The 20,590-nt window shown below is 70.3% G+C and carries 19 protein-coding genes and 2 riboswitches; of the genes, 7 read left to right on the top strand and 12 right to left on the bottom strand.

From position 1 onward, the window contains the following. Positions 1-3 precede the first annotated feature (3 nt). A complete protein-coding gene (gene pgaA, locus ACAM42_RS03595; protein ID WP_369631142.1) occupies positions 4-2,520 on the bottom strand; it encodes a poly-beta-1,6 N-acetyl-D-glucosamine export porin PgaA in 2,517 nt (838 codons plus the stop codon). 337 nt (positions 2,521-2,857) lie between these two features. On the opposite strand from pgaA, the gene ACAM42_RS03600 reads away from it, so the two are divergent. Then, positions 2,858-3,694 carry a creatininase family protein gene (locus ACAM42_RS03600; RefSeq protein ID WP_369631143.1) on the top strand — a complete coding sequence of 279 codons (837 nt, stop codon included), beginning with the start codon at positions 2,858-2,860 and terminating at the stop codon, positions 3,692-3,694. Between the two features lie 7 nt (positions 3,695-3,701). Here the strand turns inward: ACAM42_RS03600 and ACAM42_RS03605 are convergent, their stop codons facing one another. From ACAM42_RS03605 to ACAM42_RS03650, 10 genes are read right to left on the bottom strand one after another with little or no spacing between them, the layout of a single operon-like run. After that, a complete protein-coding gene (locus tag ACAM42_RS03605) occupies positions 3,702-4,670 on the bottom strand; it encodes a threonine dehydratase (protein WP_369631144.1) in 969 nt (322 codons plus the stop codon). A gap of 18 nt (positions 4,671-4,688) precedes the next feature. Beyond that, complete coding sequence (locus ACAM42_RS03610; RefSeq protein ID WP_062480600.1) at positions 4,689-5,321, bottom strand: LysE family translocator; 633 nt, start codon at positions 5,319-5,321, stop codon at positions 4,689-4,691. A 5-nt stretch (positions 5,322-5,326) separates the two neighbouring features. Further along, positions 5,327-6,022, bottom strand: a complete 696-nt coding sequence (locus ACAM42_RS03615) for a VOC family protein (protein WP_369631145.1) — start codon at positions 6,020-6,022, stop codon at positions 5,327-5,329. Positions 6,023-6,035: 13 nt separating this feature from the next. After that, positions 6,036-6,959 carry a PhzF family phenazine biosynthesis protein gene (locus ACAM42_RS03620; RefSeq protein ID WP_369631146.1) on the bottom strand — a complete coding sequence of 308 codons (924 nt, stop codon included), beginning with the start codon at positions 6,957-6,959 and terminating at the stop codon, positions 6,036-6,038. A 5-nt stretch (positions 6,960-6,964) separates the two neighbouring features. Further along, positions 6,965-7,606: a glutathione S-transferase family protein gene (locus ACAM42_RS03625; protein ID WP_369631147.1), complete on the bottom strand. Its 642-nt coding sequence runs from the start codon at positions 7,604-7,606 to the stop codon at positions 6,965-6,967. A gap of 5 nt (positions 7,607-7,611) precedes the next feature. After that, a complete protein-coding gene (locus tag ACAM42_RS03630; RefSeq protein WP_369631148.1) occupies positions 7,612-8,247 on the bottom strand; it encodes a DJ-1/PfpI family protein in 636 nt (211 codons plus the stop codon). A 14-nt stretch (positions 8,248-8,261) separates the two neighbouring features. Then, positions 8,262-9,449 carry a PLP-dependent aminotransferase family protein gene (locus tag ACAM42_RS03635; protein WP_369631149.1) on the bottom strand — a complete coding sequence of 396 codons (1,188 nt, stop codon included), beginning with the start codon at positions 9,447-9,449 and terminating at the stop codon, positions 8,262-8,264. Positions 9,450-9,498: 49 nt separating this feature from the next. Beyond that, entirely contained in the window at positions 9,499-9,906 is a 408-nt protein-coding gene (locus ACAM42_RS03640; protein ID WP_062471216.1) for a VOC family protein, read from the bottom strand. A gap of 11 nt (positions 9,907-9,917) precedes the next feature. Further along, a complete protein-coding gene (locus ACAM42_RS03645) occupies positions 9,918-10,865 on the bottom strand; it encodes a DMT family transporter (protein ID WP_369631150.1) in 948 nt (315 codons plus the stop codon). After that, positions 10,862-11,461 carry a LysE family translocator gene (locus ACAM42_RS03650; protein WP_070060269.1) on the bottom strand — a complete coding sequence of 200 codons (600 nt, stop codon included), beginning with the start codon at positions 11,459-11,461 and terminating at the stop codon, positions 10,862-10,864. Before ACAM42_RS03650 ends, ACAM42_RS03645 begins: the two co-directional genes overlap by 4 nt. 130 nt (positions 11,462-11,591) lie before the next feature. Between ACAM42_RS03650 and ACAM42_RS03655 the strand changes: the two genes are divergently transcribed. The 4 genes from ACAM42_RS03655 to ACAM42_RS03670 all read left to right on the top strand — a co-directional run bounded on the left by ACAM42_RS03655 (position 11,592) and on the right by ACAM42_RS03670 (position 16,830). Beyond that, complete coding sequence (locus ACAM42_RS03655) at positions 11,592-13,013, top strand: PLP-dependent aminotransferase family protein (protein ID WP_307635988.1); 1,422 nt, start codon at positions 11,592-11,594, stop codon at positions 13,011-13,013. A 64-nt stretch (positions 13,014-13,077) separates the two neighbouring features. After that, complete coding sequence (locus ACAM42_RS03660) at positions 13,078-13,866, top strand: PhaM family polyhydroxyalkanoate granule multifunctional regulatory protein (RefSeq protein WP_369631151.1); 789 nt, start codon at positions 13,078-13,080, stop codon at positions 13,864-13,866. A gap of 49 nt (positions 13,867-13,915) precedes the next feature. Continuing rightward, entirely contained in the window at positions 13,916-15,196 is a 1,281-nt protein-coding gene (locus tag ACAM42_RS03665) for an FIST C-terminal domain-containing protein (RefSeq protein ID WP_369631152.1), read from the top strand. Positions 15,197-15,414: 218 nt separating this feature from the next. After that, positions 15,415-16,830: an RtcB family protein gene (locus tag ACAM42_RS03670; protein WP_369631153.1), complete on the top strand. Its 1,416-nt coding sequence runs from the start codon at positions 15,415-15,417 to the stop codon at positions 16,828-16,830. Between the two features lie 18 nt (positions 16,831-16,848). Here ACAM42_RS03670 and ACAM42_RS03675 read toward each other — a convergent pair whose 3' ends face one another. Beyond that, positions 16,849-18,156: a D-amino acid dehydrogenase gene (locus ACAM42_RS03675; protein WP_062471173.1), complete on the bottom strand. Its 1,308-nt coding sequence runs from the start codon at positions 18,154-18,156 to the stop codon at positions 16,849-16,851. A gap of 91 nt (positions 18,157-18,247) precedes the next feature. Then, positions 18,248-18,354: riboswitch (glycine riboswitch) on the bottom strand. Between the two features lie 44 nt (positions 18,355-18,398). Further along, a riboswitch (glycine riboswitch) is annotated at positions 18,399-18,489 on the bottom strand. Between the two features lie 118 nt (positions 18,490-18,607). On the opposite strand from ACAM42_RS03675, the gene rfbB reads away from it, so the two are divergent. Continuing rightward, the gene (rfbB, locus tag ACAM42_RS03680) at positions 18,608-19,687 is read left to right on the top strand and encodes a dTDP-glucose 4,6-dehydratase (RefSeq protein ID WP_095743503.1); all 1,080 of its coding nucleotides are present in this window, start codon (positions 18,608-18,610) and stop codon (positions 19,685-19,687) included. After that, the gene (gene rfbD, locus ACAM42_RS03685) at positions 19,684-20,574 is read left to right on the top strand and encodes a dTDP-4-dehydrorhamnose reductase (RefSeq protein ID WP_369631154.1); all 891 of its coding nucleotides are present in this window, start codon (positions 19,684-19,686) and stop codon (positions 20,572-20,574) included. Before rfbB ends, rfbD begins: the two co-directional genes overlap by 4 nt. Positions 20,575-20,590 lie beyond the last annotated feature (16 nt).

The raw sequence follows: 20,590 nt of genomic DNA on the forward strand, positions 1-20,590 counted from the left end.
ACATCACTGCAGGGGCATCGAAAGGTTCAGGAACACGCCGCGCTGTTTTTCGCGCACGCCGTCGTAGGGGTGGCTGCCGAAGGTCAGGCCGTAGCGCAGCGTGAGCTTCTGGCCCAGGGCCCAGCGGTGCTCGTAGCGCACGTTCCACAGCGGGCCGCTGCCGAAGCCGGCCTGCTGGTAGCTGCCGCCGCCGAGTTCCAGCACCTGGAAGAACTGGCGGTCGTCGCTTTTCCAGGTGAGCCACTGGCCGCGCACCGACAGCTGCGCGCTGGCGTCGCGCGAGGGGCTGAAGTAGCGCACGTCCTGCAGGCGGCTGCGGCTGGCATCGACGCCCAGCCGCGTTTCGACCTGGAAGCGCGGCGTGCTGACCCAGCGCTCGCGCCAGCCGAAGTCGAGGCCGTCGCGCAGGTTGCTGTCGCTGAAGTCGAGGCGGCGCCATTGCAGGTCGAAGCGGCGCGATTCGTTGACGACGTAGGCCGCGCTGGCGCCGAACTCGCGCGCGCCGATGGCCTGCGCGCCGAAGGGCACGGCGCGGGCTTTCCAGGGCAGCTCCTTGCTGTCGCCGTCGTAGGTGGCCGACAGGCGCCAGGCATCGCTGGCGCGGTAGTCGACGCGGCCGGCCACGCTGTTGCGGTAGCGGCCGCTGTTCGCATGTTGCAGCACGCCTTCGGCCAGCCAGCGGCCTTGTCGCCAGCTCGCGCCGAGGCCGCCGCGCGCCCACTGGGCCGTGCCTTCGGAGGTGTAGCCGCGGCCCAGCGTCTGCGCGTAGAACACGCGCCATGCGTCGCCGATGAGGCCGGAGCTGAGCCGGCTGTCGACGCGCCATTCGCGGCTGGCCAGCGTGCCGCCGCCGCGCGAACCTTCGGCGTCGATCTCGAGCTGCGGGCCGACCAGCGAGCGGCGCTTGCGTGCCATCTCGCGCACCTCGGCGGCGTCGGGCGCATCGGCCTCGAGCGCTTCGGCGCGCAGCCGCGCGGCGCGGAATTCGTCGGCGTCGAGCAGCGCCTCGACATGGCCGGTGCGCACGCTCAGGTCGTCGGGGTGGTCGGCGCTCAGCGCCTCGAAGCGCGCCACGGCCGCCTCGGGGTGCTCGCGCAGCCGCTCGGTGAGCGCGGCGCCGTAGGCGTAGCCCGCGTTGAGCGGGGCTTCCTGCGTGAGCGTGTTGAAGCGCGGCTGCGCGATCTTCGGGCGGTCGCCGTACAACTGCAGCAGCGCACCCAGGCCGCTCACCTCGGAGAACTGGTCGTTCGGGCGGCCGGCTTCCGGCGCCAGCCGCATCAGCACGGGCGTGGCGCTTTCGATGCGCTGGAGCAGCGCCTCGGCCTCGTCGAAGCGGCCGGTGTCCAGGTAGGCATAGACCAGGCCGAAGTGCAGGCTGTCGGGCATCGGCAGGTCGACGACCGCTTTCTCGAACAGCGGCACGGCATCGGCCGAGCGGCGCTCCTGCGCCAGCGCGCGGGCGGCGGTGCCCAGCGCGTAGGGCGGCAGCGCGGTGCCGTCGGCACGCAGGCTGTCGTACAGCGCGATGGTGTCGGCGGGACGGCCGCGCTCCAGCAGCGCCATCATGCGGTCGGACTGCAGCCGCGTGCGCAGCGTGCGCCAGGTGTCGGCGTCTTGCGGGGCGGGCTGCGCGAGCGCGGCGTCGATCCGGGCCAGCGCGGCATTCTGGGCGGCCAGCACCTTGTCGAGGTCGGTGACGCGCGCCGCGCCCAGGCGCTGGTCGCGCGCCTTCACGGCCCAGCGCAGCTGCTGCGCCAGCGCCTGCTGTTCGAGCAGCGCGAGCGTCAGCGGCGCGAGGCTGCCGGGCTGCTTGCGTTCGGCCGCCTGCGCGTCCTCGAACGCGGCGGTGGCGCCACCGTACTCGGCCAGCAGGAAGTCGGCGTCGCGCTGTGCATCGCGGCGCTGGGGCTGCAGCGCGGTGATCTCGCCGTAGGCCGTGAGCGCCTGGAACGGCTGACCCTGCGCACGCGCCAGCGCGGCGCGCAGGTCGAGCAGCGCGACGCGGTCGGCGACCTCGGTGGGCGCGGGCTGTGCGAGTGCGCGGTAGAGGGTTTGCGCGCCCGCCGTGTCGCCGCTGGCCAGCCGCCAGAAGGCTTCGTGGATGCGCGGTTCGCGGGCCGCCGGCTGGCGCGCGCGCCAGACCTTGACGGTGTCGCCTTGCAGGGCGATGTCGCCCGTGCGCCGCGCGGCGCCGGCCAGCGGGCCGAGCGCGTAATCGCCCAGCTCGCCGGGCGGCACCTGGCGGCCCACGGCCACCGCGTCGGCGAAGCGGCCGTCGGCCACCGCGATCGCGATGGCGTCGGACGCCACGCGCCGGCGCTGCTCATCGGCCAGGGGCGCCGCCAGCCATTGACGCAGCTGCTGCAGGGCTTGGGCCGGCGCGATGCGGCCGGCGCGGCGCGCGACGATGAGGGCGTCGTGCTGCGAGGCGTCATACGCCAGCGCGCTGCCCAGGGGGGCGGTCGGCGAGGGCGCGACAGTGGACTCCGCGTACGCGGTGCTGCTTCCGAAGACCAGCACGCACACGATCGGCGGCAAACCCCGCACGGCTCGTGCGAGATGGTGAGGCAATGCCTTGAAGGGCGCGACTTTGCGCCCGGCAACGACGGTGCCTCCATTTTTTTGTGGATGGATGGACACGCTACTCCCTTTTGCGTGAACTCTCCTGGGCCGTGACAAGCCGTGGCGGAAAGTTCGTGAAAAGGGACTCTAGGCCAATTTGTAAACAATAGGACCGAACATCGGGAAAGATGAGAACTAATCGTGAACAGATTCGCGATCAATTCATCCGATGTTGGCAAGTTGTATGCAAGTGTTGCCCCATGCGCCGCCCATGGCCCCGTCCTAAGATCGCGGCATGAACGCACTTCCGGTCTCTTCGCCCCGTTGGCCCCGTTTCTGGTCCCAGTTGACGACGCGCGACTTCGCCGCGCTCGACGCGGCGACCACGGTGGCGGTGCTGCCGCTGGGCGCCACCGAGCAGCACGGCCCGCACCTGCCGCTGGGCGTGGACACCGTGCTGGCCGACGGCATCGTGGCCGCCGCGCTGCCGCTGCTGCCGCCGGAACTGCCGGCGCTGTTCCTGCCGACCCAGCAGATCGGCCTGAGCCCCGAGCACGCGCGCTTCGCGGGCACGCTCACCTTCTCGGCCGAGACGCTGATCCGCATGTGGAGCGAGATCGGCGCGGGCGTGGCGCGCGCCGGCGTGAAGAAGCTGGTGCTGTTCAACGCCCACGGCGGCCATGTGGGCGCGATGGACATCGTGGCGCGCGAGCTGCGCGCCGCGCACGGCCTGATCGTCTACAGCGTGAGCTGGTTCAACCTGCCGCTGGGCGATGCGAACGCGCAGTTCAGCGCCCGGGAGCACCGCTTCGGCGTGCATGCGGGCGAGATCGAGACCTCGATGATGCTGGCGCTGACGCCCGCACTGGTGCGCATGGGCGAGGCGAAGGATTTCAGCTCCACCTCGGAGCAGCGCGCGGCCGACTGCGCGATCCTCGGCAACGGCAAGAGCGCCAAGCTCGGCTGGGCCATGGAGGACTACAACGCGCAGGGGGCGGCCGGCAATGCCGCAGCGGCCACGGCCGCGAAGGGTCAGGCGGTGATCGATGCGGCCGCGCAGCAGTTGGCGCTGCTGCTGGCCGAGGTGTCCCAGCTGCCGTTGAGCACGGCGAACACAGGGCCGCTGCCCTGAGAGCGGATCAGGCGCTGCGCCCCAGCACGCCGGCGAACATGTCGGCATCGACATTGCCGCCGCTCAACGCGACGCCCACCGTCTGCCCGCGCCAGCGTTCCTTCTGTTGAAGCGCCCCCGCCAAGGCGGCAGCGCCCGCGCCTTCGGCCACGTTGTGCGTGTCGCTGAAAAGCACGCGCATGGCCTCCGCCACTTCATCGTCGGTCACGGTGATCACGTCGTCGGCCTCGCGCAGGATCACCTCCAGCGATTCGGGCACCGGCGTGCGGCAGGCCATGCCGTCGGCCAGCCGCGTGGTGGCGGGCGACTCGACCGCACGGCGCGCGCGGAAGGAATCGCGGTAGGCCGTGGCATGCGCCGACACCACGCCGATGAGCTTCGTCGACACGCCGCAATGCGCGCGCGCCGCCGCCGCGCCGGCGAAGCCGGAGCCCAGGCCGATGGGCACGAACAGCACGTCGGGCGGTGAAGCTTTCAGTGCGCTGAAGAACTCGACGTACGCGGTCGACACGCCGCGCACCAGCTCGCGATGGAACGAGGGCGCGCGGTGCAGCGCGTCGCGTTCCGCCAGCACCGCCGCGTGTTCGGCGGCCGCTTGAAAGTCGTCGCCATGTTCGACCAGCGTCACGCCGAGCGCGCGCATCGCCGCGTTCTTCTCGCGCGAGTTGCCGTGCGGCACCACGATGGTCGCGGCCAGCCCGTGGCGTTGCGAGGCGAAGCCGACCGACTGGCCGTGGTTGCCGCGCGTGGCGCTGATCACATGGCGCACGGCGGGCTGCTCGCGCGCGAGGGTCTCGAAGTAGGTCAGGCCGCCGCGGATCTTGAAGGCGCCGACCGGCGTGTGGTTCTCGTGCTTGGCCCAGACCGTGGCGCCCAGGCGCTGCGACAGCTGCGGCCAGGTGTACTGGGGCGTGGGCGGCATGGCCGCATGCACGGTGCGCTGCGCGGCTTCGATCTCTTCGCGGGTGAATCGCATCGACGTCCTTCTTGTTGCTTACTTGCGTTCGGTGAGCGCCACGCGCACGGCCAGCGCGGCCAGCACGCTGCCCATGATGTAGCGCTGCGCGCGCAGCCAGCCCGCGCTTTGCGACAGCACGGCCGTGATGCTCGCGGCGCCGACGATCATCACGGTGTTGACCAGCGCGCTGCTCGCCATCTGCGCCATGCCCAGCTGCAGGCTCTGCAGCAGTACCGAGCCGCGCTCGGGATGGATGAACTGCGGAAAGAACGACAGGTAGAACATCGCCACCTTCGGGTTCAGCAGGTTCGTGAGAAAGCCCATGCGGAACAGCTTGGCCGGCGGATCGGCCGGCAGCGCGCGGGCCTCGAAGGGCGCGTTGCCGCCGGGCTTGACTGCCTGCCACGCGAGCCACATCAGGTAGGCCGCGCCGGCGAAACGGATCGCGTCGAACGCGACCGGCACCGCCAGCAGCAACGCCGTGAGGCCCAGCGCCGCGGCGAACAGGTGCACCAGGAAGGCCATCAGCACGCCGCCCAGCGAGATGAGCCCCGCGCGGCGGCCCTGGATCAGCGTGCGCGACACGCAATAGATCATGTTCGGCCCCGGCGTGAGCGCCAGCAGCAGCGAGGCGAGGGCGAACCAGGCGATTTCGGTTAGGGTGAGCATGAGAGTCAGAGTCCTTGCGATTCGAGGGTGACGGGGCCGCGCGGCGTGTCGAGCACGGCGACGAGGTTGGGCGGGCCGGCATCGACCGGCAGGCTGCCCATGCCGATGGCCGTGAGCGCGGCCGACAGCGCCGGCGCGCGCGGATGCGCCACGCGCAGCGAACGCAGCGCCAGGCCCGAGGCGGGCATGGCGTCGGTGGGGTGCACCGCGCCCCACTGGATCAGCGTGGGCAGCGCGCCGTAGAACAGGCGCTGGCCGTCGTCGCGCACCGTGATCTGCCATTCGAGCCGGCCGGCCGGCGTGTCGCGCGAGGCTTCGAGCAGGTGGCCGCGGTCGATGTGCGCATGCTCCTCGCGCGCGAGCGCCTGCGTGGCGGCATGCGCATCGGGCACGCGCGCCACGAAGTGGATGAGCCGCGGGCCGCGCTGCGCGAGCGCGGCCTGCAGCGCGGCGTCGTCCAGGTCGAACCAGCGGCGCGTCTTCGGCCGCGACGGCGCCTTGCCGGGCTCGATGGCGATGATCTCGGCATAGGCGCGCGGGAACGCGGCGCTCGCGATGTTCAGCAGCCGGTTGTGCGTGCCCATGAGCGGGTGCACGCCGCCGGGCGCGGGCGTGACGCCGAGCGTGGCCTCGCACCATGCCACGCCCTCGGCCAGCGAGGCGGCGGCGATCACCAGGTGGTCGATTTCGGCGGGGGCCATGGCGTGCCTTTGTTCAGAGGGTGACGTGGCCGTCGACGCAGGTCACGGCATCGCCGCCGACCCAGATCGTGCCGTCGCTGTCGCGCTCGATGTGCACGCGGCCCGCGCGGCCCAGGCACTGGCCTTGCGCGGCCAGGTAGCGCTCGGGCATGTGGCCGTCGGCGATCAGCCATTCGGCCAGGCTGGCGTTGAGGCTGCCGGTGACCGGGTCTTCCTGCACGCCGATGGGCTCGGCGAAGGCGCGCACCTCGAGGTCGATCTTCGCGCCGTCGTCGTTCGGCGTGGCGGGGCGGTTGCCGAAGGCGCGTGCCTCGCGGTTCGAGCGGCCGATGAGCAGCGAGGTGTCGTGCGCCGAGGGCACGCCGGCCACGCCGGCCTTCACGCCCAGTTCCTTCAGCGCGCGGTGGTCGGGCTGCAGCGCCAGCACGGCGTCGGCGTCGTTCAGCAGCAGGCCGAACCACACCGGGCCGTTGTCGAGCACCTGCGCCGCGATGACCTGCTGCGCCTTCAGGCCCAGCGCGCCGGCCACCTTGGCCAGCAGCGCGGGGCTCGGGGCGCTGCGCTTGAGCGGCGGCGCGGCAAAGGCCAGGCGCTCGCCGTCGCGCCGCAGCGGCACGAGGCCGGCGCCGCACTGCTGCACCACGCGGCCCGCCACCTTGGGCTTGCCGCTGGCCTGCAGCCAGGCATGGCAGCTGCCGATGGTCGGGTGGCCGGCAAAGGGCAGCTCGCCGCCGGGCGTGAAGATGCGCACGCGGTAGTCGGCGCCCGGGTCGGTCGGCGGCAGCAGGAAGGTGGTCTCCGACAGGTTGGTCCACTGCGCGAAGCGCTGCATGGCGGCGTCGTCCAGGTCCTGGCCGTCGATCACCACCGCGAGCGGGTTGCCGTAGTAGGCGGTGGCGGTGAAGACGTCGACTTGCTTGAAGGGGCGGGATTTCATCAGGGTCATTCGAGGGAAAGGTCGAGCACGCCGCGCGTGCCCGGGCGGGAAAGCAGGTCGGCGTACCAGCGCTCGACGTTGGGCCAGGCGGGCCGGCGGTACTCGGCGCCGGGCAGGCCGAACCAGCGGTGCGCCTCGCAGCCGATCGGGATGTCGGCCATGGTGAAGCGCTCGCCGGCCATGTAGGGGCGCTGCGCGAGGTGCGCGTCGAGCATGGCGAACAGCGCCTCGCTCTCGCGCACCGACGCGGCGATCAGCGCGGGCTGGCGCTCCGAGGGCGCCGTGCGCACCCATTGCACGAAGGCGTCGCGGCTGGCGCGGTTGAGCGTGGTCTGCTGCCAGTCCATCCAGCGCTCGGCGTCGAAGCGCGCGGGCAGCTCGCTCGGGTAGAGCGTGCCGTGCGAGTAGCGGGCGCACAGGTAGCGCACGATGACGTTCGACTCCCACAGCGTGACGCGCTCGGCGCCTTCGCCGTCGTCGATGGTGGGCACCATGGCGTTCGGGTTGAGCGCGCGGTATTCGGGCGTCTGCACCACGCCGAACTTGCCGCCGGCCTCGGTGCGCTGGAAGTCGAGCCCAAGCTCCTGCGCGCACCACACGACCTTGCGCACGTTGATCGAACTGATGCGGCCCCAGATGTTGAGCATGGTGTTCAGTGTCCTTGTGCGGAAAGGGTGTCGGCCGTGGCCTGCAGATATGGCTCGATGTTGCGCAGCGCGCGCGCCACGTAGTCGTCTTTTTCACCGACCGGCGCGACATAGTGCAGCGCGCTCTTCGCGGCCTCCAGGCCTTCGGTGCGCGCGATGAGCCAGGCCGCGAGGTAGGGCGCCGAGAAGCAGCCGCCCGCGGTCGCCACGTTGCCCTGCGCGAAGAAGGGCTGGTTGAGCACTTCGACGCCGGCTTCCTGCACCCACGGCTTGGTCGTGAGGTCGGTGCAGGCCGGCACCGTGCCCAGCAGGCCGAGCTTGGCCAGCAGCAGCGTGCCCGAGCACTGCGCGCCGATGAGCTGGCGCGACGGGTCGAGCCCGCGCAGCACGCCCATCAGGCCCGCGTCGGCGGCGATCTCGCGCGTGCGGATGCCGCTGCCGACGATCACAGCGCCCGCTTCGCAGGCCGCTTCGAGCGTCGCGGTGGCGTGCACCGTGACGCCGTTCATCGAGGTCACGGTGGCGCTGGGCGAGGCCAGCGTCACGCGCCAGCCGGGCTTCTTCACGCGGTTGAGCACGCCGAGCGCGACCAGCGAGTCGAGCTCGTTGAAGCCGTCGAAGGTGAGGATCGCGATGTGCATCGTCGTCGGCCTTGTCAGGCGTGGGCGGGGGCCAGCAGCGCCAGTTCTTCGCGCAGCGTGACGGCGAGCGCGGCGATGGCGGTGTCGATCTCCTCGACGCTGGCGGTCACGAACGACAGGCGCAGCGTGCGCGGATCGCCTTCGCCGGCGTAGAACGGCGCGCCGGGCACGAAGGCCACGTTGCGCTCCACGGCCTTGGGCAGCAGGGTCACGGTGTCGATGCCCTCGGGCAGGCGCGCCCACAGGAACATGCCGCCCTTGGGAGCGTTGAACTTCACGTCGAGGCCGGCCATCTCGCGCGTGAGCGCGGCCATCATGGCGTCGCGTTGGCGCTTGTACAGCGCGCGGATGGTGGGCACGTGGCGGTCGAGGAAGCCGTCCTTCATCACGGCCGAGACCATGCGCTGCGTGAAGATCGGCGTGTGCAGGTCGACCGCCTGCTTGGCCTGCAGCAGCTTGGGGAAGATGGCCTTCGGCGCCACCAGGAAGCCCAGGCGCAGGCCCGGGGCCAGCACCTTGGAGAACGAGCCCAGGTAGATCACGCCTTCGGGGTTGCGCGCGGCCAGCGGCAGCGGCGGGGCTTCGTCGAACCAGAGCTCGCCGTAGGGGTTGTCCTCGACGATCGGCAGGTTCGCGGCGGCTGCGGCAGCGGAGACGGCGGCGCGGCGCGCCTCGGTCATGGTGCGGCCGGTGGGGTTCTGGAAGTTGGGCAGCAGGTAGACGAAGCGCGCGTCGGCCGCCTTGCTCACGAGGTCGTCGACGATCACGCCCTCGTCGTCGCTGGCCACGCCCACGGGGTGCGGCTCCATCGGGCCGAAGGCCTGCAGCGCGCCCAGGTAGGTGGGCGTTTCGACGAGCACCTTGCTGCCCGGGTCGATCAGCACCTTGGCCACGAGGTCGAGGCCCTGCTGCGAGCCGGTGGTGATGAGCACCTGCGAGGCGTCGACGTCCCAGGGCAGCATGTCGGCCACGGCCTGGCGCAGCGGCGCATAGCCTTCGCTGGCGGCGTACTGCAGCGCGGCCTGGCCGTCGTTGTGCAGCACTTCGGCGCAGGCGTCGGCGAATTCCTGGATCGGGAAGGTCTTGGGCGAAGGCAGGCCGCCGGCCAGGCTGATGATGCCGGGGCGCTCGGTGACCTTGAGGATTTCACGCAGCACCGAAGGATTCATCTTGGCGGCGCGGGCGGCGAGTTTCCAGTTCATGGGAGGCTTTCTTCTTTCTGGCGAATGAGAGGTGAGTCTGAGTGTGTCGTCAGGATGGCGGGATGTCGCCACGGTGCACGACATGGATTTTGTTGCCGTCCGGGTCGCGCAGGTAGGCGCCGTAATAGCCCTGCCCGTAGCGGGGGCGGGGCCCGGGCGCGCCTTCGTCGCGGCCACCGTGGCGCAGGGCCGCCTCGTGGGCGGCATGAACGGCCTGCGGCGAGGGCGCGCAGAACGCGACCATGCTGCCGTTGCCGGCGCTGGCGGGTTCGCCGTCCAGCGGGATGTACACGTAAAAGCGCGGCAGCGTCTGGCCCGGCGCGATCCAGCAGGCGGCGTCGGGGCCGCCATCGGGCGTCACGGGGCGGCGGATGAGGCCGAGCGGGGCCAGCACCGCGTCGTAGAAGGCTGCGGCGCGCGGCAGGTCGGTGCAGCCGACGGTGACATGGCTGAACAGTGTCATGGTGGTCAGCTCCTGGCTTGCGGCTCGGCGCCGCGTGGAACGGCAGGCGCCGCCGGTTGCGACAGCCGCTTGCCCGCGACCACCGTAGCGACCACGGCGGCGGCGAAGCCCAGCGTCACCAGGTCGAGCGGCTCGCCCAGCAGCGGGATCGACGCGAGGATCGACAAAAAGGGCTGCAGCAGCTGCGTCTGGCTCACGCGCAGCGCGCCGCCCAGGGCCAGGCCGCGGTACCAGGCGAAGAAGCCGATCCACATCGAGAACATGCCCACGTAGGTGAAGCCGACCCAGGCCGAGGCGGCCACGGGCTGCTGCGGCCACAGGGCGATGGTGGCGGGCAGCGTCACGGGCAGCGCCATCACGCAGACCCAGCAGATCACGCGCTCGGCGCCCAGCGACGGCGTGACCTGCGCGCCGTAGATGTAGCCGACCGAGGCCGCGACGACCGCGCCGACCAGCAGCAGGTCGGCCCATTCGAAACCGAAGCCGTGGCCGCTCTGCTGCGCGCGCAGCACCGAGAACACCACCACCAGCAGGCTGCCCGCGATGGCGCAGAGCCAGAAGCCCAACCGCGCGCGCTGGTGCAGCACCCAGGCCGCGACCGCGGCGGTGACCAGCGGCAGCAGCGCCGTCACCACCGCCGCATGGCTGGCCGTGACCACGCGCAGCGCAAAGGCCAGCAAGAGCGGAAAGCCGATCGCGTTGCCCAGCACCGCCATGCCCAGCGGCTTCCACTGGTGCGCCGCCGGGCGCGGCGAGCGCGTGACCAGCAGGAAGACGGCCGACAGCACGCCCGCCAGCGCCGCGCGCCCGAGCGTGACGAACCACGGCGACAGCTGCGGCGCCTCTTGCGTGCCCGTGGCCAGCCGCGTCATCGGCAGCGTGATGGCGAACAGCGCCACGCCGACCACCCCGAGCCACATGCCCAGCGTTTCGTCCTTGAGGGCGAGCTTCATACGCCCACCATCCACCAGGCCGTCAAGACCAGGATCAGGCCCATCGCGCGGTTGAACCACAGCAGGCGCCGGCCCTTGGCCAGCCACTCGCGCAGCAGCGCGCCGACCAGCGCATAGGCGAAGTTGCTCGTGAAGGCATAGGTCAGCATCACGGGCGCGACGATGGCGAAGCGCGCGAGCGCGTCGGGCTGGCCGGCGATCCAGCCCGCCACCAGCGTGAGCGCCAGCAGCCAGGCCTTGATGTTCACGAACTGCAGCATCACGCCTTGCCCGAAGCCGACCGAGAGGCGGGCGCTGTCGGCCTTGCCGAGCTGGGCGCTGCCGCTGAGCTTGTAGGCCAGCCACAGCAGGTAGGCGATGCCCAGGCCCTTGATCGCCAGGCGCAGCGGCGGCATGGCCACCACCAGCGCGCCGAGGCCGGCCGCGCAGATGGCGAGTAGCAAGGTCCAGCCCACCGGCACCGCGACCACGAAGCGCATGGCACGCGGCAGGCCGCCGTTGGCCGCCAGGGCGGTGGAGAGCGTGGTGTTGGGGCCGGGCGAGAAGCTCATCGCCGTGGCCAGCACCAGCAGCGCGGTGAATTCTTGCCAGTTCATGTCACAGACTCTAAACTTTGGACCATTACAGTTCCAGTACAGATGATCGAACAAATCTGAAATCTGTATTGGTCATTCCTTCGACACACGCCGCCCTTTTCTTGCTCTCTGTGCGATGCAGTCCGACCCGATGCTGACCCGAACCTCCACCCAGTCCCTGACCGGGCAGCTGGCCGACCGCCTCGCCGAGCGCATCCGCAACCGGCTGCTGGCCCCCGGCGCGCGCCTGCCCTCGGTGCGCGAATGTGCGCGTCAGCAGGGCGTGAGCCCGTACACCGTGGTCGCCGCCTACGACCAGCTGCTCGCGCAGGGCCTGGTCGAGGCGCGCCGCCAGCGCGGCTTCTACGTGCGCGACGCGGCGCCGGCGCCCGAGGGGTCGCGCAACCCGGCGCATGCCGTGCCCGAGGTCTCGCCGATGATGGCCTCGCGCGTGCCGGCCGACGCCAGCTCGCTGATCCGCAGCATGTTCCACCGCCCGAGCGACAAGCCGCAGCCGGGCATGGGCGTGTTCCCGCCCGACTGGATGGCCTCGACCTTCCTGGCGACCGCGGTGCGCCGCGTGACGACCACCTCGGCGCTGCAGGAGCTGTCGCTGCAGTACGGCGAGCCTTCGGGCGACCTCGCGCTGCGCCGCAGCCTGTCGCAGAAGCTGGTGCGCATCAACGTGCCGGCCGGGCCGGACCAGATCGTGACTACCATCGGCGCCACGCACGCGCTGGACATCGTGAGCCGCACGCTGCTGCGCGCGGGCGATCCGGTGATGGTCGAGGAGCCCGGCTGGGCACTGGAGTTCGCGCGGCTCGAAGCGCTGGGCATGCGTATCCTGCCCGTGCCGCGCCGCGCCGACGGGCCCGACCTCGACGTGATGGCGCAGTACTGCAAGCTGCACAGCCCCAAGCTCTTCGTCAGCGTGAGCGTGCTGCACAACCCGACCGGCTACAGCCTCACGCCGGGCAGCGCGCACCGCGTGCTCAAGCTGGCCAACGAGCACGACTTCCACATCGTCGAGGACGACACCTACAGCCACCTCGCGCCCGAGCACGCCACGCGCCTGAGCGCGCTCGACGGGCTGCAGCGCACCATCTACGTCAGCGGCTTCGCGAAGATCCTGGCGCCCAACTGGCGCATCGGCTTCCTGGCCGCCTCGCCCGCGCTGAAAGAGCGGCTGCTCGAGACCAAGCTGCTGGCCACGCTGACCTCGCCCACGCTGTTCGAGCGGGCGCTGTCGTGGTGCATCGACCAGGGCCAGCTGCGCCGCCATTCGGAGCGCGTGCGCATCCGCCTGGACGGCGCGCGCGGCCGCGCGGTGAAGCTCGCCATGTCGCACGGCTGCACCTTCGCCTCGGAGCCCGCGGGGCTGTTCGGCTGGGTCGACACGGGCGTGGACACCGACGCGCTCACGCAACGCATGCTCGACCAGGGCTACCTGCTGGCGCCGGGCTCGCTGTTCCATGCGCGCCGCCCGCCGAGCACGATGATGCGGATCAACTTCGCGACCTCGCAGGACGCGAATTTCTGGAAGGTTTTCAGCCGGGTCAGGGACGAGCTCTGATTCGCTTGCAAAGGGCTTGGAGTAAGCTGGCAGCACAAGAAAACCCAGCCAGGAGACCTCCCGCATGAGCAACGCCAGCAAACCCTTCGACTTCAGCCAGTTCGTCCCCGGATTCGACTTCCTGAAGAACCTCGCCGGCGGTGCCGCCGCGGGCTCCGGCTCGGTGCCCGGCATCCCCAGCCTCGCCAGCTGGGTCGCGCCCACCATGAGCGTCGAAGAGGTCGACAAGCGCATCCAGGAACTCAAGACCGTCCAGTACTGGCTCGAACAGAACGGCCACGCGCTCAAGGCGACCATCCAGGCGCTCGAGGTGCAGAAGATGACGCTGTCGACCCTGCGCGGCATGAACGTGCGGATGGAAGACATCGCCAGCGCGTTCACCAAGCAGGCTGCGGCGATGGCGCCGGCGCCTGCACCGGCCCCTGCTGCCCCGGCACCCCGGCCTGCGCCGGAGCCTGTCGAGGAAGAGGAAGAAGAGTTCGACGAGGCCGAGGAAGAAGCGGAAGAAGAGGAAACCCCGGCGCCGAAGAAGACCTCGCGCGCCAAGCCCGCAGCGTCCAACGGCGCCGCCGGCGTGGTCGACCCGATGCAATGGTGGGGCTCGCTCACCGAGCAGTTCCAGCAGATCGCGAGCACGGCGCTGCAGGATGCGGCGCAGCTCAAGGTGCCGGCCATGGCGCAGCCGCTGGCCGACGCCGTGGGGCAGGTCATCGGCAAGGCAACGGCGGCGCGCAAGCCGGCCGCCAAGACTGCTCCGAAGAAAGCTGCCGCCAAAAAAGCCGCGCCGGCACCCGCCGCGCGCAAGAAAACCACGTCCACCGCCGCGCGCAAGCGAACCTCCGGCCGGCGCTGACGTCTCACAGTCACCTTTCCAGACGACGACGCACGGGTCGGTACGCACCATGAAACTGTTTCCCACCGGCCATGCCACCCACCCGCAATGGCGCATGGCCGCCGGCCTCGTGCTGGCCCAGTTGCGCGCGCAGATGGCGCTGCCCGATTACGCGTCGAACCCGACGCTCGGGCTGCTCTACATCACCGACCACTACGCGGCCGAGGCGCAGGAGATCCTCGATCACCTGAGCGCCGAGCTGCCCGAGGTCACCGACTGGTCGGGCACGGTCGGCATCGGCGTGTCGGCCAACAACGCCGAGTACTTCGACGAGCCCGGCCTGAGCCTGATGCTGTGCGCGCTGCCCAGCGACCAGTACCGCGTGTTCTCGGGCGTGGCGCCGCTGGGCAGCTCCGAAATGAGCGGCTTCGAGGCGCACACCGCGCTCGTGCACGCCGACCCGGCCACGCCCGACCTGGGCGAGCTCATCGGCGAGATGGCGGGGCGCACCGACACCGGCTACCTGTTCGGCGGGCTCTCGTCCGGCCGCGGCGGGGCGCTGCAGTTCGCGGTTGGCGGCAACGGCAACATCCGCGGCCACGGCGCGGCGGGCGGCGTGTTCTCGGGCGGCTTGTCGGGCGTGGTGTTCGGCGAGGGCGTGCGGCTGGTGTCGCGCGTCACGCAGGGCTGCCAGCCGCTGCGCACCGGCGGCGCGCGCGAGCGCGAGATCACCGAGGCCGACGGCAACCTGCTGCTGGCGCTCGACGGCGAACCGGCGCTCGACGTGCTGCTGGCCGACCTGCAGGTGTCGCTCGACCGGCCGCAGGAGGCCATCGACGCCGTGCGCAACACGCTGGTCGGCCTGGCCGACGCGGGCAGCGACGGCATCCGCCGCACCGGCGACCTGGGCGCCGACGTGCTGGTGCGCCACATCATCGGCCTGGACCCGACGCGGCGCGGCATCGCCATTGCCGACAACGCCGAGGCCGGCATGCGGCTGAGCTTCTGCCGCCGCAACGCGCAGGCGGCGCGCGCCGACCTGATGCGCATCTGCGCCGAGATCCGCGAAGAGCTCGAGCCCGAAGAACAGACGCTGGCCACCGCGCGCGCCGTGGCGGCCGGCGAGGCCGAGGCCGCGCCGCATCCGGCGCGGCGCATCGCAGGCGCGGTGTACGTGAGCTGCTCGGGGCGCGGCGGCCCGCACTTCGGTGCGCCGGGCGCCGAATTGCAGATCGTGCGGCATGCGCTGGGCGACGTGCCGCTGGTCGGCTTCTTCGCCGCCGGCGAGATCGCGCGCCATCACCTGTACGGCTACACCGGCGTGCTGACGGTGTTCACTGCGCCGGACTGACTGACTGGCTGACTGACGGGAAAAAACGACGCGCGCGCCTGCGCGTTGTTTTCGCAGGCGCTTCGCGTCGCTAGAATCCGCCCGCTTTCTTGAATCTCTGCTGCTGCAAGAAAGAGTGATCCGCGCGCCCCGAGGCACGCGGTCGATCTCTTTCGCCCCGCCACGCGATGTGACGGGGCCCGGAAACCGACACGGTTTCCCCGAATGGAATTGCAGCCATGGGCAGCCCTACCCACAGTCATTTTTCGAGACTCCAGCGCGCCTTTTCGCGCGCCCACATCGCCGTCGACTACCGCGACGGCATCTATCACCTGCGCAACGAAGCCGCGCAGGCGACCGTGCTTCTGCCGCAGAGCCTGCCGCTGGAAGAAAAAGCCGTGAACCAGCTGCTGGCCTTCGCCAGCGTGCGCTCGCCCGACGGCGCGCACGGCGTGTGCAAGGCCTGCGCGACGCCGGACTTCCATCCGGGCTCGGTCGCGCCGGTGGGCAGCGTCGTCGCGACCGATGGCGACTTCGTGATCCCCGCCGCGGTCGGCACCGACATCAACTGCGGCATGCGCCTGCTGACCACCGGCCTCACGCTGGACCAGGTGGCGCCGCACAAGACGCAGCTGCTCGCGCGGCTCACGCGCAGCCTGCTCGACAACGGGCGCGACGTGCCGGTGCACACGGCGGCGTTTCGCGCGCTGTTCGACGAAGGGCCGGCGGCGTTCTTGGACGCCGTGCGCAACGACGGGCTCTGGGCGGCCTGCGACCGCGACCGGCTGCAGGCCGAGATCGGCGCGTGCATCGGCCTGGCGAGCTTCGGCGGTCAGTCGCGGCACGCACCGCCGGCCTACACCGGCGCGCGCCACGAGGTGTTTCGCGACCCGTGCCTCGGCACGCCGGGCAGCGGCAACCACTTCGTCGAGCTGCAGGTGGTCGACCAGGTGATGGACCGGCACGCGGCCTACCGCGCGGGGCTCAAGGCCGGCGAAGTCGTGGTGATGATCCACAGCGGCTCGCGCGACATCGGGTTCCATGTCGGCGGCCGCTGGATGGGCCGCGCGCGGGCTGAATGGCCGCAGGGCCTGCGCCATCCGAAGAGCGGGCTGTACGGGCTGGCCGGGCCGCTGGCGCAGGAGTACCTCGAAGCCATGGGCGTGGCCGCGCGCTATGCGTGGGCCAACCGGGTCGTGCTGGCCGAGCTGGTGCGCAAGGACTTCGCCGAGCTGCTGGGCGCCACGGCGTCGACGCTGGTGGTCGACGTGCCGCACAACGTGGTGCTGCGCGAGCACGGCATGAACATCCATCGCAAGGGCGCGACGCCGGCGCATGCGGGCGACCTCGCGCTGATTCCCGGGTCGATGGGCGATCACTCGTACCTTGCGACCGGGCTGGGGCATGAGGACTGGCTGTGGTCGTGCAGCCATGGTGCCGGCCGGCGCATGCGTCGGCAGGAAGTGCGCGCGATGCGGCCTGCGCCCGGCGACACCGAAGCCAGCTGGCAATGCGTGACGCTGCGCGAAGAGCGCCGCATCGAGGAGGCGCCGCAGGCCTACAAGCCGATCGGCGTGGTGATCGAGGCGCAGGAAAGCGCGGGGCTCATCCGCTGCGCCGTGCGGCTCAAGCCCTGTGTCACGTTCAAGGCATGACCCGGGGCGCGTGGCGTGTCAGCCCAGTGCGGGCTGCACGGCGCGCGGCGCGGGCGCCGGCATGCCGGCGAACGCGAAATCGACCTCGGGCGCCAGCCCGCTCACGATGCGCGCGATCGACTTGCCCGAGCCGCAGGCGTGCGTCCAGCCGAGCGTGCCGTGGCCGGTGTTGAGGAACAGGTTCGGCAGCTTGGTCTTGCCGATCAGCGGCACGTTGCTCGGCGTGGCCGGGCGCAGGCCGGTCCAGAACTGCGCGCGCTCGGTGTCGCCGGCGCCGGGGAAGAGCTCCTCGACGCGCCGCACGATGGCTTCGCAACGCACGCGGTTCAGGTCGCGGTCGTAGCCGTTGAGCTCGGCCGTGCCGGCGATGCGCAGGCGGTCGCCCGATTCGGAGGTGTAGCGCGAGAACACCAGCTTGTATTCGTCGTCGGTCAGCGAGACCTGGTGCGCCTTCGACGCGTCCTTCACGGGCAGCGTCACCGAGTAGCCCTTGGCGGGGTAGATCGGCAGGCGGATGCCCAGCGGCGCGGCGTACAACGGACTCAGCGAACCCATCGCGAGCACGAAGGCATCGCCGCGGATGCGCTGGAAGCGGCCTTCGTTGTCGGTCGCCTCGACGTGGTCGATGCTGCCGCCGGCTTCGCGCAGCGCGGTCACCGTGTGGCTCATGAGGAACTTCACGCCGGCCGCCTCGGCCAGCTTCACGAGTTCGCGCGCGAAGCGGTTGGCGTCGCCCGATTCGTCTTCGGCGGTGTACGTGGCGCCGGCGAGTTGGGGGCGGATGTGGGCGAGGGCGGGTTCGATCTTGATGGCCTCGTCGGCGGAGATGACCAGCCGCTCGCAGCCCAGGGCGCGCATCTGCTCGGCGGGCGCGAGGGCGCCGTCGAATTCTTTTTGCGTCGTGTAGAAGTGCAGGATGCCTTGCGTGCGCTGGTCATAGTTCAGGCCGGTGTCTCGACGCAATTGCTGCAACATTTCCCGGCTGTATGTACCGAGACGAACGATCTGTTCGATGTTGTGGCGGGTGCGCGCGGGGGTGCATTCGCGCAGGAACTGCAGGCCCCAGAGCCATTGGCGCATGTCGGCGCGGATGCGAAAGAGCAGCGGCGCGTCTTCCTTGCCGAGCCATTGCAGCACCTTCAGCGGCGCGCTCGGATTGGCCCACGGTTCGGCATGGCTGACCGAGATCTGGCCGCCGTTGGCGAAGCTGGTTTCGGCGGCCGGGGTGGCCTGCCGGTCGATCACGGTCACCTCGTGGCCGAGTTGCTGGAGGTAGTAGGCCGAAGTCACGCCGAGCAGGCCGGCGCCAAGAACGATCACACGCATTGCAAGTACCTTTGAGTTTGCAGCGCTTGAACGGCGGGCGTGGAGTGCTATTGAAAAAATAGCAAGCAACCGGACGACCGATGTCCAAGTTGCCGCTCCCCCTGTCCTCGGTACCTGAGAGATTCACCCTGCTGCACCCGCAGCGGGTTTGCTCCTTCGGTGCGCCACATGGCGTGGCGGCTCTCCAGACGGCCGTATCGATGAGTGCAGTACTGACCCCTTGCCGAAGTTCCTGGGCGTTGCCTGGAATTTCGTCGGGCCGACCTGAGCGTTTATGGGAGTTTGCGCCTTCGGTAGGGCCTCCGTGGAGGCCCGCTCTCCTGCAATTGTTGGCGATTGTAGGCGGGCCCCGCAAGCCGGCCAAGCCCTGTACATCGGCACTTCACACCGATGGGATAATTGAATGTTGATTTTTGGTAAAGCAAACTTTTTTCTACATGCAGGGGACTCCATGATCCTGGTTACCGGCGGCGCAGGCTTCATTGGCGCCAATTTCGTGCTCGACTGGATCGCGCAGGGCAACGAGCCCGTCGTGAACCTCGACAAGCTGACCTACGCAGGCAACCTCGAGACCCTGGCGTCGCTCAAAGGCAACGCGAACCATGTCTTCGTGCAAGGCGACATCGGCGACAGCGCGCTGCTCGATCGCCTGCTGGCCGAGCACAAACCCCGTGCCGTCGTGAACTTTGCCGCGGAATCGCACGTGGATCGTTCGATCCACGGTCCGGAAGACTTCGTGCAGACCAACGTGCTCGGCACTTTCCGCCTGCTCGAATCGGTGCGCGGCTACTGGAACGCCTTGCCGGCCGACCAGAAGGCCGCCTTCCGCTTCCTGCACGTGTCGACCGACGAGGTCTACGGCTCGCTCTCCAAGACCGACCCGGCCTTCACCGAAGAGAACAAGTACGAGCCCAACAGCCCGTACTCGGCCAGCAAGGCCGCCAGCGACCACCTCGTGCGCGCCTGGCACCACACCTACGGCCTGCCGGTGGTCACCACCAACTGCTCGAACAACTACGGCCCGTTCCACTTCCCCGAGAAGCTGATCCCGCTGATGATCGTCAACGCATTGGCCGGCAAGAACCTGCCCGTGTACGGCGACGGCATGCAGGTGCGCGACTGGCTCTACGTGAAGGACCACTGCAGCGCCATCCGCCGCGTGCTCGAGGCCGGCAAGCTCGGCGAGACCTACAACGTCGGCGGCTGGAACGAGAAGCCCAACATCGAGATCGTCAACACCGTGTGCGCGCTGCTCGACGAACTGAGCCCCCGCGCCGACGGCAAGCCGTACAAGGAACAGATCACCTACGTCACGGACCGCCCGGGCCACGACCGCCGCTACGCCATCGATGCACGCAAGCTCGAGGCCGAACTCGGCTGGAAGCCCGCCGAGACCTTCGACACCGGCATCCGCAAGACCGTCCAGTGGTACCTCGCCAATGGCGAGTGGGTGCGCAACGTGCAAAGCGGCGCGTACCGCGAATGGGTCGAGAAGCAGTACGACGCCGCACCCGCAAAGGCTTCCGCATGAAGTTGCTGCTGCTCGGCAAAGGTGGACAGGTCGGCTGGGAGCTGCAGCGCAGCCTCGCGCCGCTCGGCGAAGTGGTCGCACTGGACTTCGACAGCACCGACTTCCACGCCGACTTCAGCCGTCCCGAGCAGCTGGCTGCAACCGTGCTGGCGGTGCGCCCCGACGTCATCGTCAATGCCGCCGCGCACACCGCCGTCGACAAGGCCGAGAGCGAGCCCGACTTCGCGCGCAAGCTCAACGCCACCTCGCCCGGCGTGGTGGCCGAGGCGGCGCAGCAGATCGGCGCGCTGATGGTGCATTACTCCACCGACTACGTCTTCGACGGCAGCGGCACTAGGCCCTGGAAAGAGGAAGACGCGACCGGCCCGCTCAGCGTGTACGGCCAGACCAAGCTCGAAGGCGAGCAGCTGGTGGCGCAGCATTGCGCGAAGCACCTGATCTTTCGCACCAGCTGGGTGTACGCCGCACGCGGCGGCAACTTCGCCAAGACCATGCTGCGCCTGGCCAAGGAGCGCGACAAGCTCACGGTCATCGACGACCAGTTCGGCGCCCCCACCGGGGCTGAGTTGCTGGCCGACATCACTGCGCACGCCATCCGCGCCACCTTGCAAGACCCGACCAAGGCCGGGCTGTACCACGCCATCGCCGGCGGCGAGACCACGTGGCACGGCTACGCGCGCTTCGTGCTCGAGATGGCGCAGCAGGCCGGCGTCGAACTCAAGGCCGGCCCGCAGGCCGTGGAGGCCGTGCCCACCAGCGCCTTTCCGACGCCCGCGAAGCGCCCGCACAACTCGCGGCTCGACACCACCAAGCTGCAGACCACCTTCGGCCTGCGACTGCCGCCCTGGCAGGAAGGCGTGGCACGCATGCTGCGCGAGACGCTCTGACCGACTGATTTTTCCT

This window comes from Variovorax sp. V35 (assembly GCF_041154465.1).
Taxonomy (GTDB): domain Bacteria; phylum Pseudomonadota; class Gammaproteobacteria; order Burkholderiales; family Burkholderiaceae_C; genus Variovorax; species Variovorax boronicumulans.

Bases quoted from the DNA above. Each gene is read 5' to 3' on its own strand.
- ACAM42_RS03670 (WP_369631153.1), top strand. From the start codon at position 15,415: ATGGGCAGCCCTACCCACAGTCATTTTTCGAGACTCCAGCGCGCCTTT.
- ACAM42_RS03605 (WP_369631144.1), bottom strand. From the start codon at position 4,670: ATGCGATTCACCCGCGAAGAGATCGAAGCCGCGCAGCGCACCGTGCAT.
- ACAM42_RS03675 (WP_062471173.1), bottom strand. From the start codon at position 18,156: ATGCGTGTGATCGTTCTTGGCGCCGGCCTGCTCGGCGTGACTTCGGCC.
- ACAM42_RS03635 (WP_369631149.1), bottom strand. From the start codon at position 9,449: ATGAACTGGAAACTCGCCGCCCGCGCCGCCAAGATGAATCCTTCGGTG.
- ACAM42_RS03650 (WP_070060269.1), bottom strand. From the start codon at position 11,461: ATGAACTGGCAAGAATTCACCGCGCTGCTGGTGCTGGCCACGGCGATG.
- ACAM42_RS03620 (WP_369631146.1), bottom strand. From the start codon at position 6,959: ATGAAATCCCGCCCCTTCAAGCAAGTCGACGTCTTCACCGCCACCGCC.
- ACAM42_RS03660 (WP_369631151.1), top strand. From the start codon at position 13,078: ATGAGCAACGCCAGCAAACCCTTCGACTTCAGCCAGTTCGTCCCCGGA.
- ACAM42_RS03600 (WP_369631143.1), top strand. From the start codon at position 2,858: ATGAACGCACTTCCGGTCTCTTCGCCCCGTTGGCCCCGTTTCTGGTCC.
- ACAM42_RS03625 (WP_369631147.1), bottom strand. From the start codon at position 7,606: ATGCTCAACATCTGGGGCCGCATCAGTTCGATCAACGTGCGCAAGGTC.
- ACAM42_RS03615 (WP_369631145.1), bottom strand. From the start codon at position 6,022: ATGGCCCCCGCCGAAATCGACCACCTGGTGATCGCCGCCGCCTCGCTG.
- rfbD (WP_369631154.1), top strand. From the start codon at position 19,684: ATGAAGTTGCTGCTGCTCGGCAAAGGTGGACAGGTCGGCTGGGAGCTG.
- rfbB (WP_095743503.1), top strand. From the start codon at position 18,608: ATGATCCTGGTTACCGGCGGCGCAGGCTTCATTGGCGCCAATTTCGTG.
- ACAM42_RS03610 (WP_062480600.1), bottom strand. From the start codon at position 5,321: ATGCTCACCCTAACCGAAATCGCCTGGTTCGCCCTCGCCTCGCTGCTG.
- ACAM42_RS03665 (WP_369631152.1), top strand. From the start codon at position 13,916: ATGAAACTGTTTCCCACCGGCCATGCCACCCACCCGCAATGGCGCATG.
- ACAM42_RS03645 (WP_369631150.1), bottom strand. From the start codon at position 10,865: ATGAAGCTCGCCCTCAAGGACGAAACGCTGGGCATGTGGCTCGGGGTG.
- ACAM42_RS03630 (WP_369631148.1), bottom strand. From the start codon at position 8,247: ATGCACATCGCGATCCTCACCTTCGACGGCTTCAACGAGCTCGACTCG.
- ACAM42_RS03655 (WP_307635988.1), top strand. From the start codon at position 11,592: ATGCTGACCCGAACCTCCACCCAGTCCCTGACCGGGCAGCTGGCCGAC.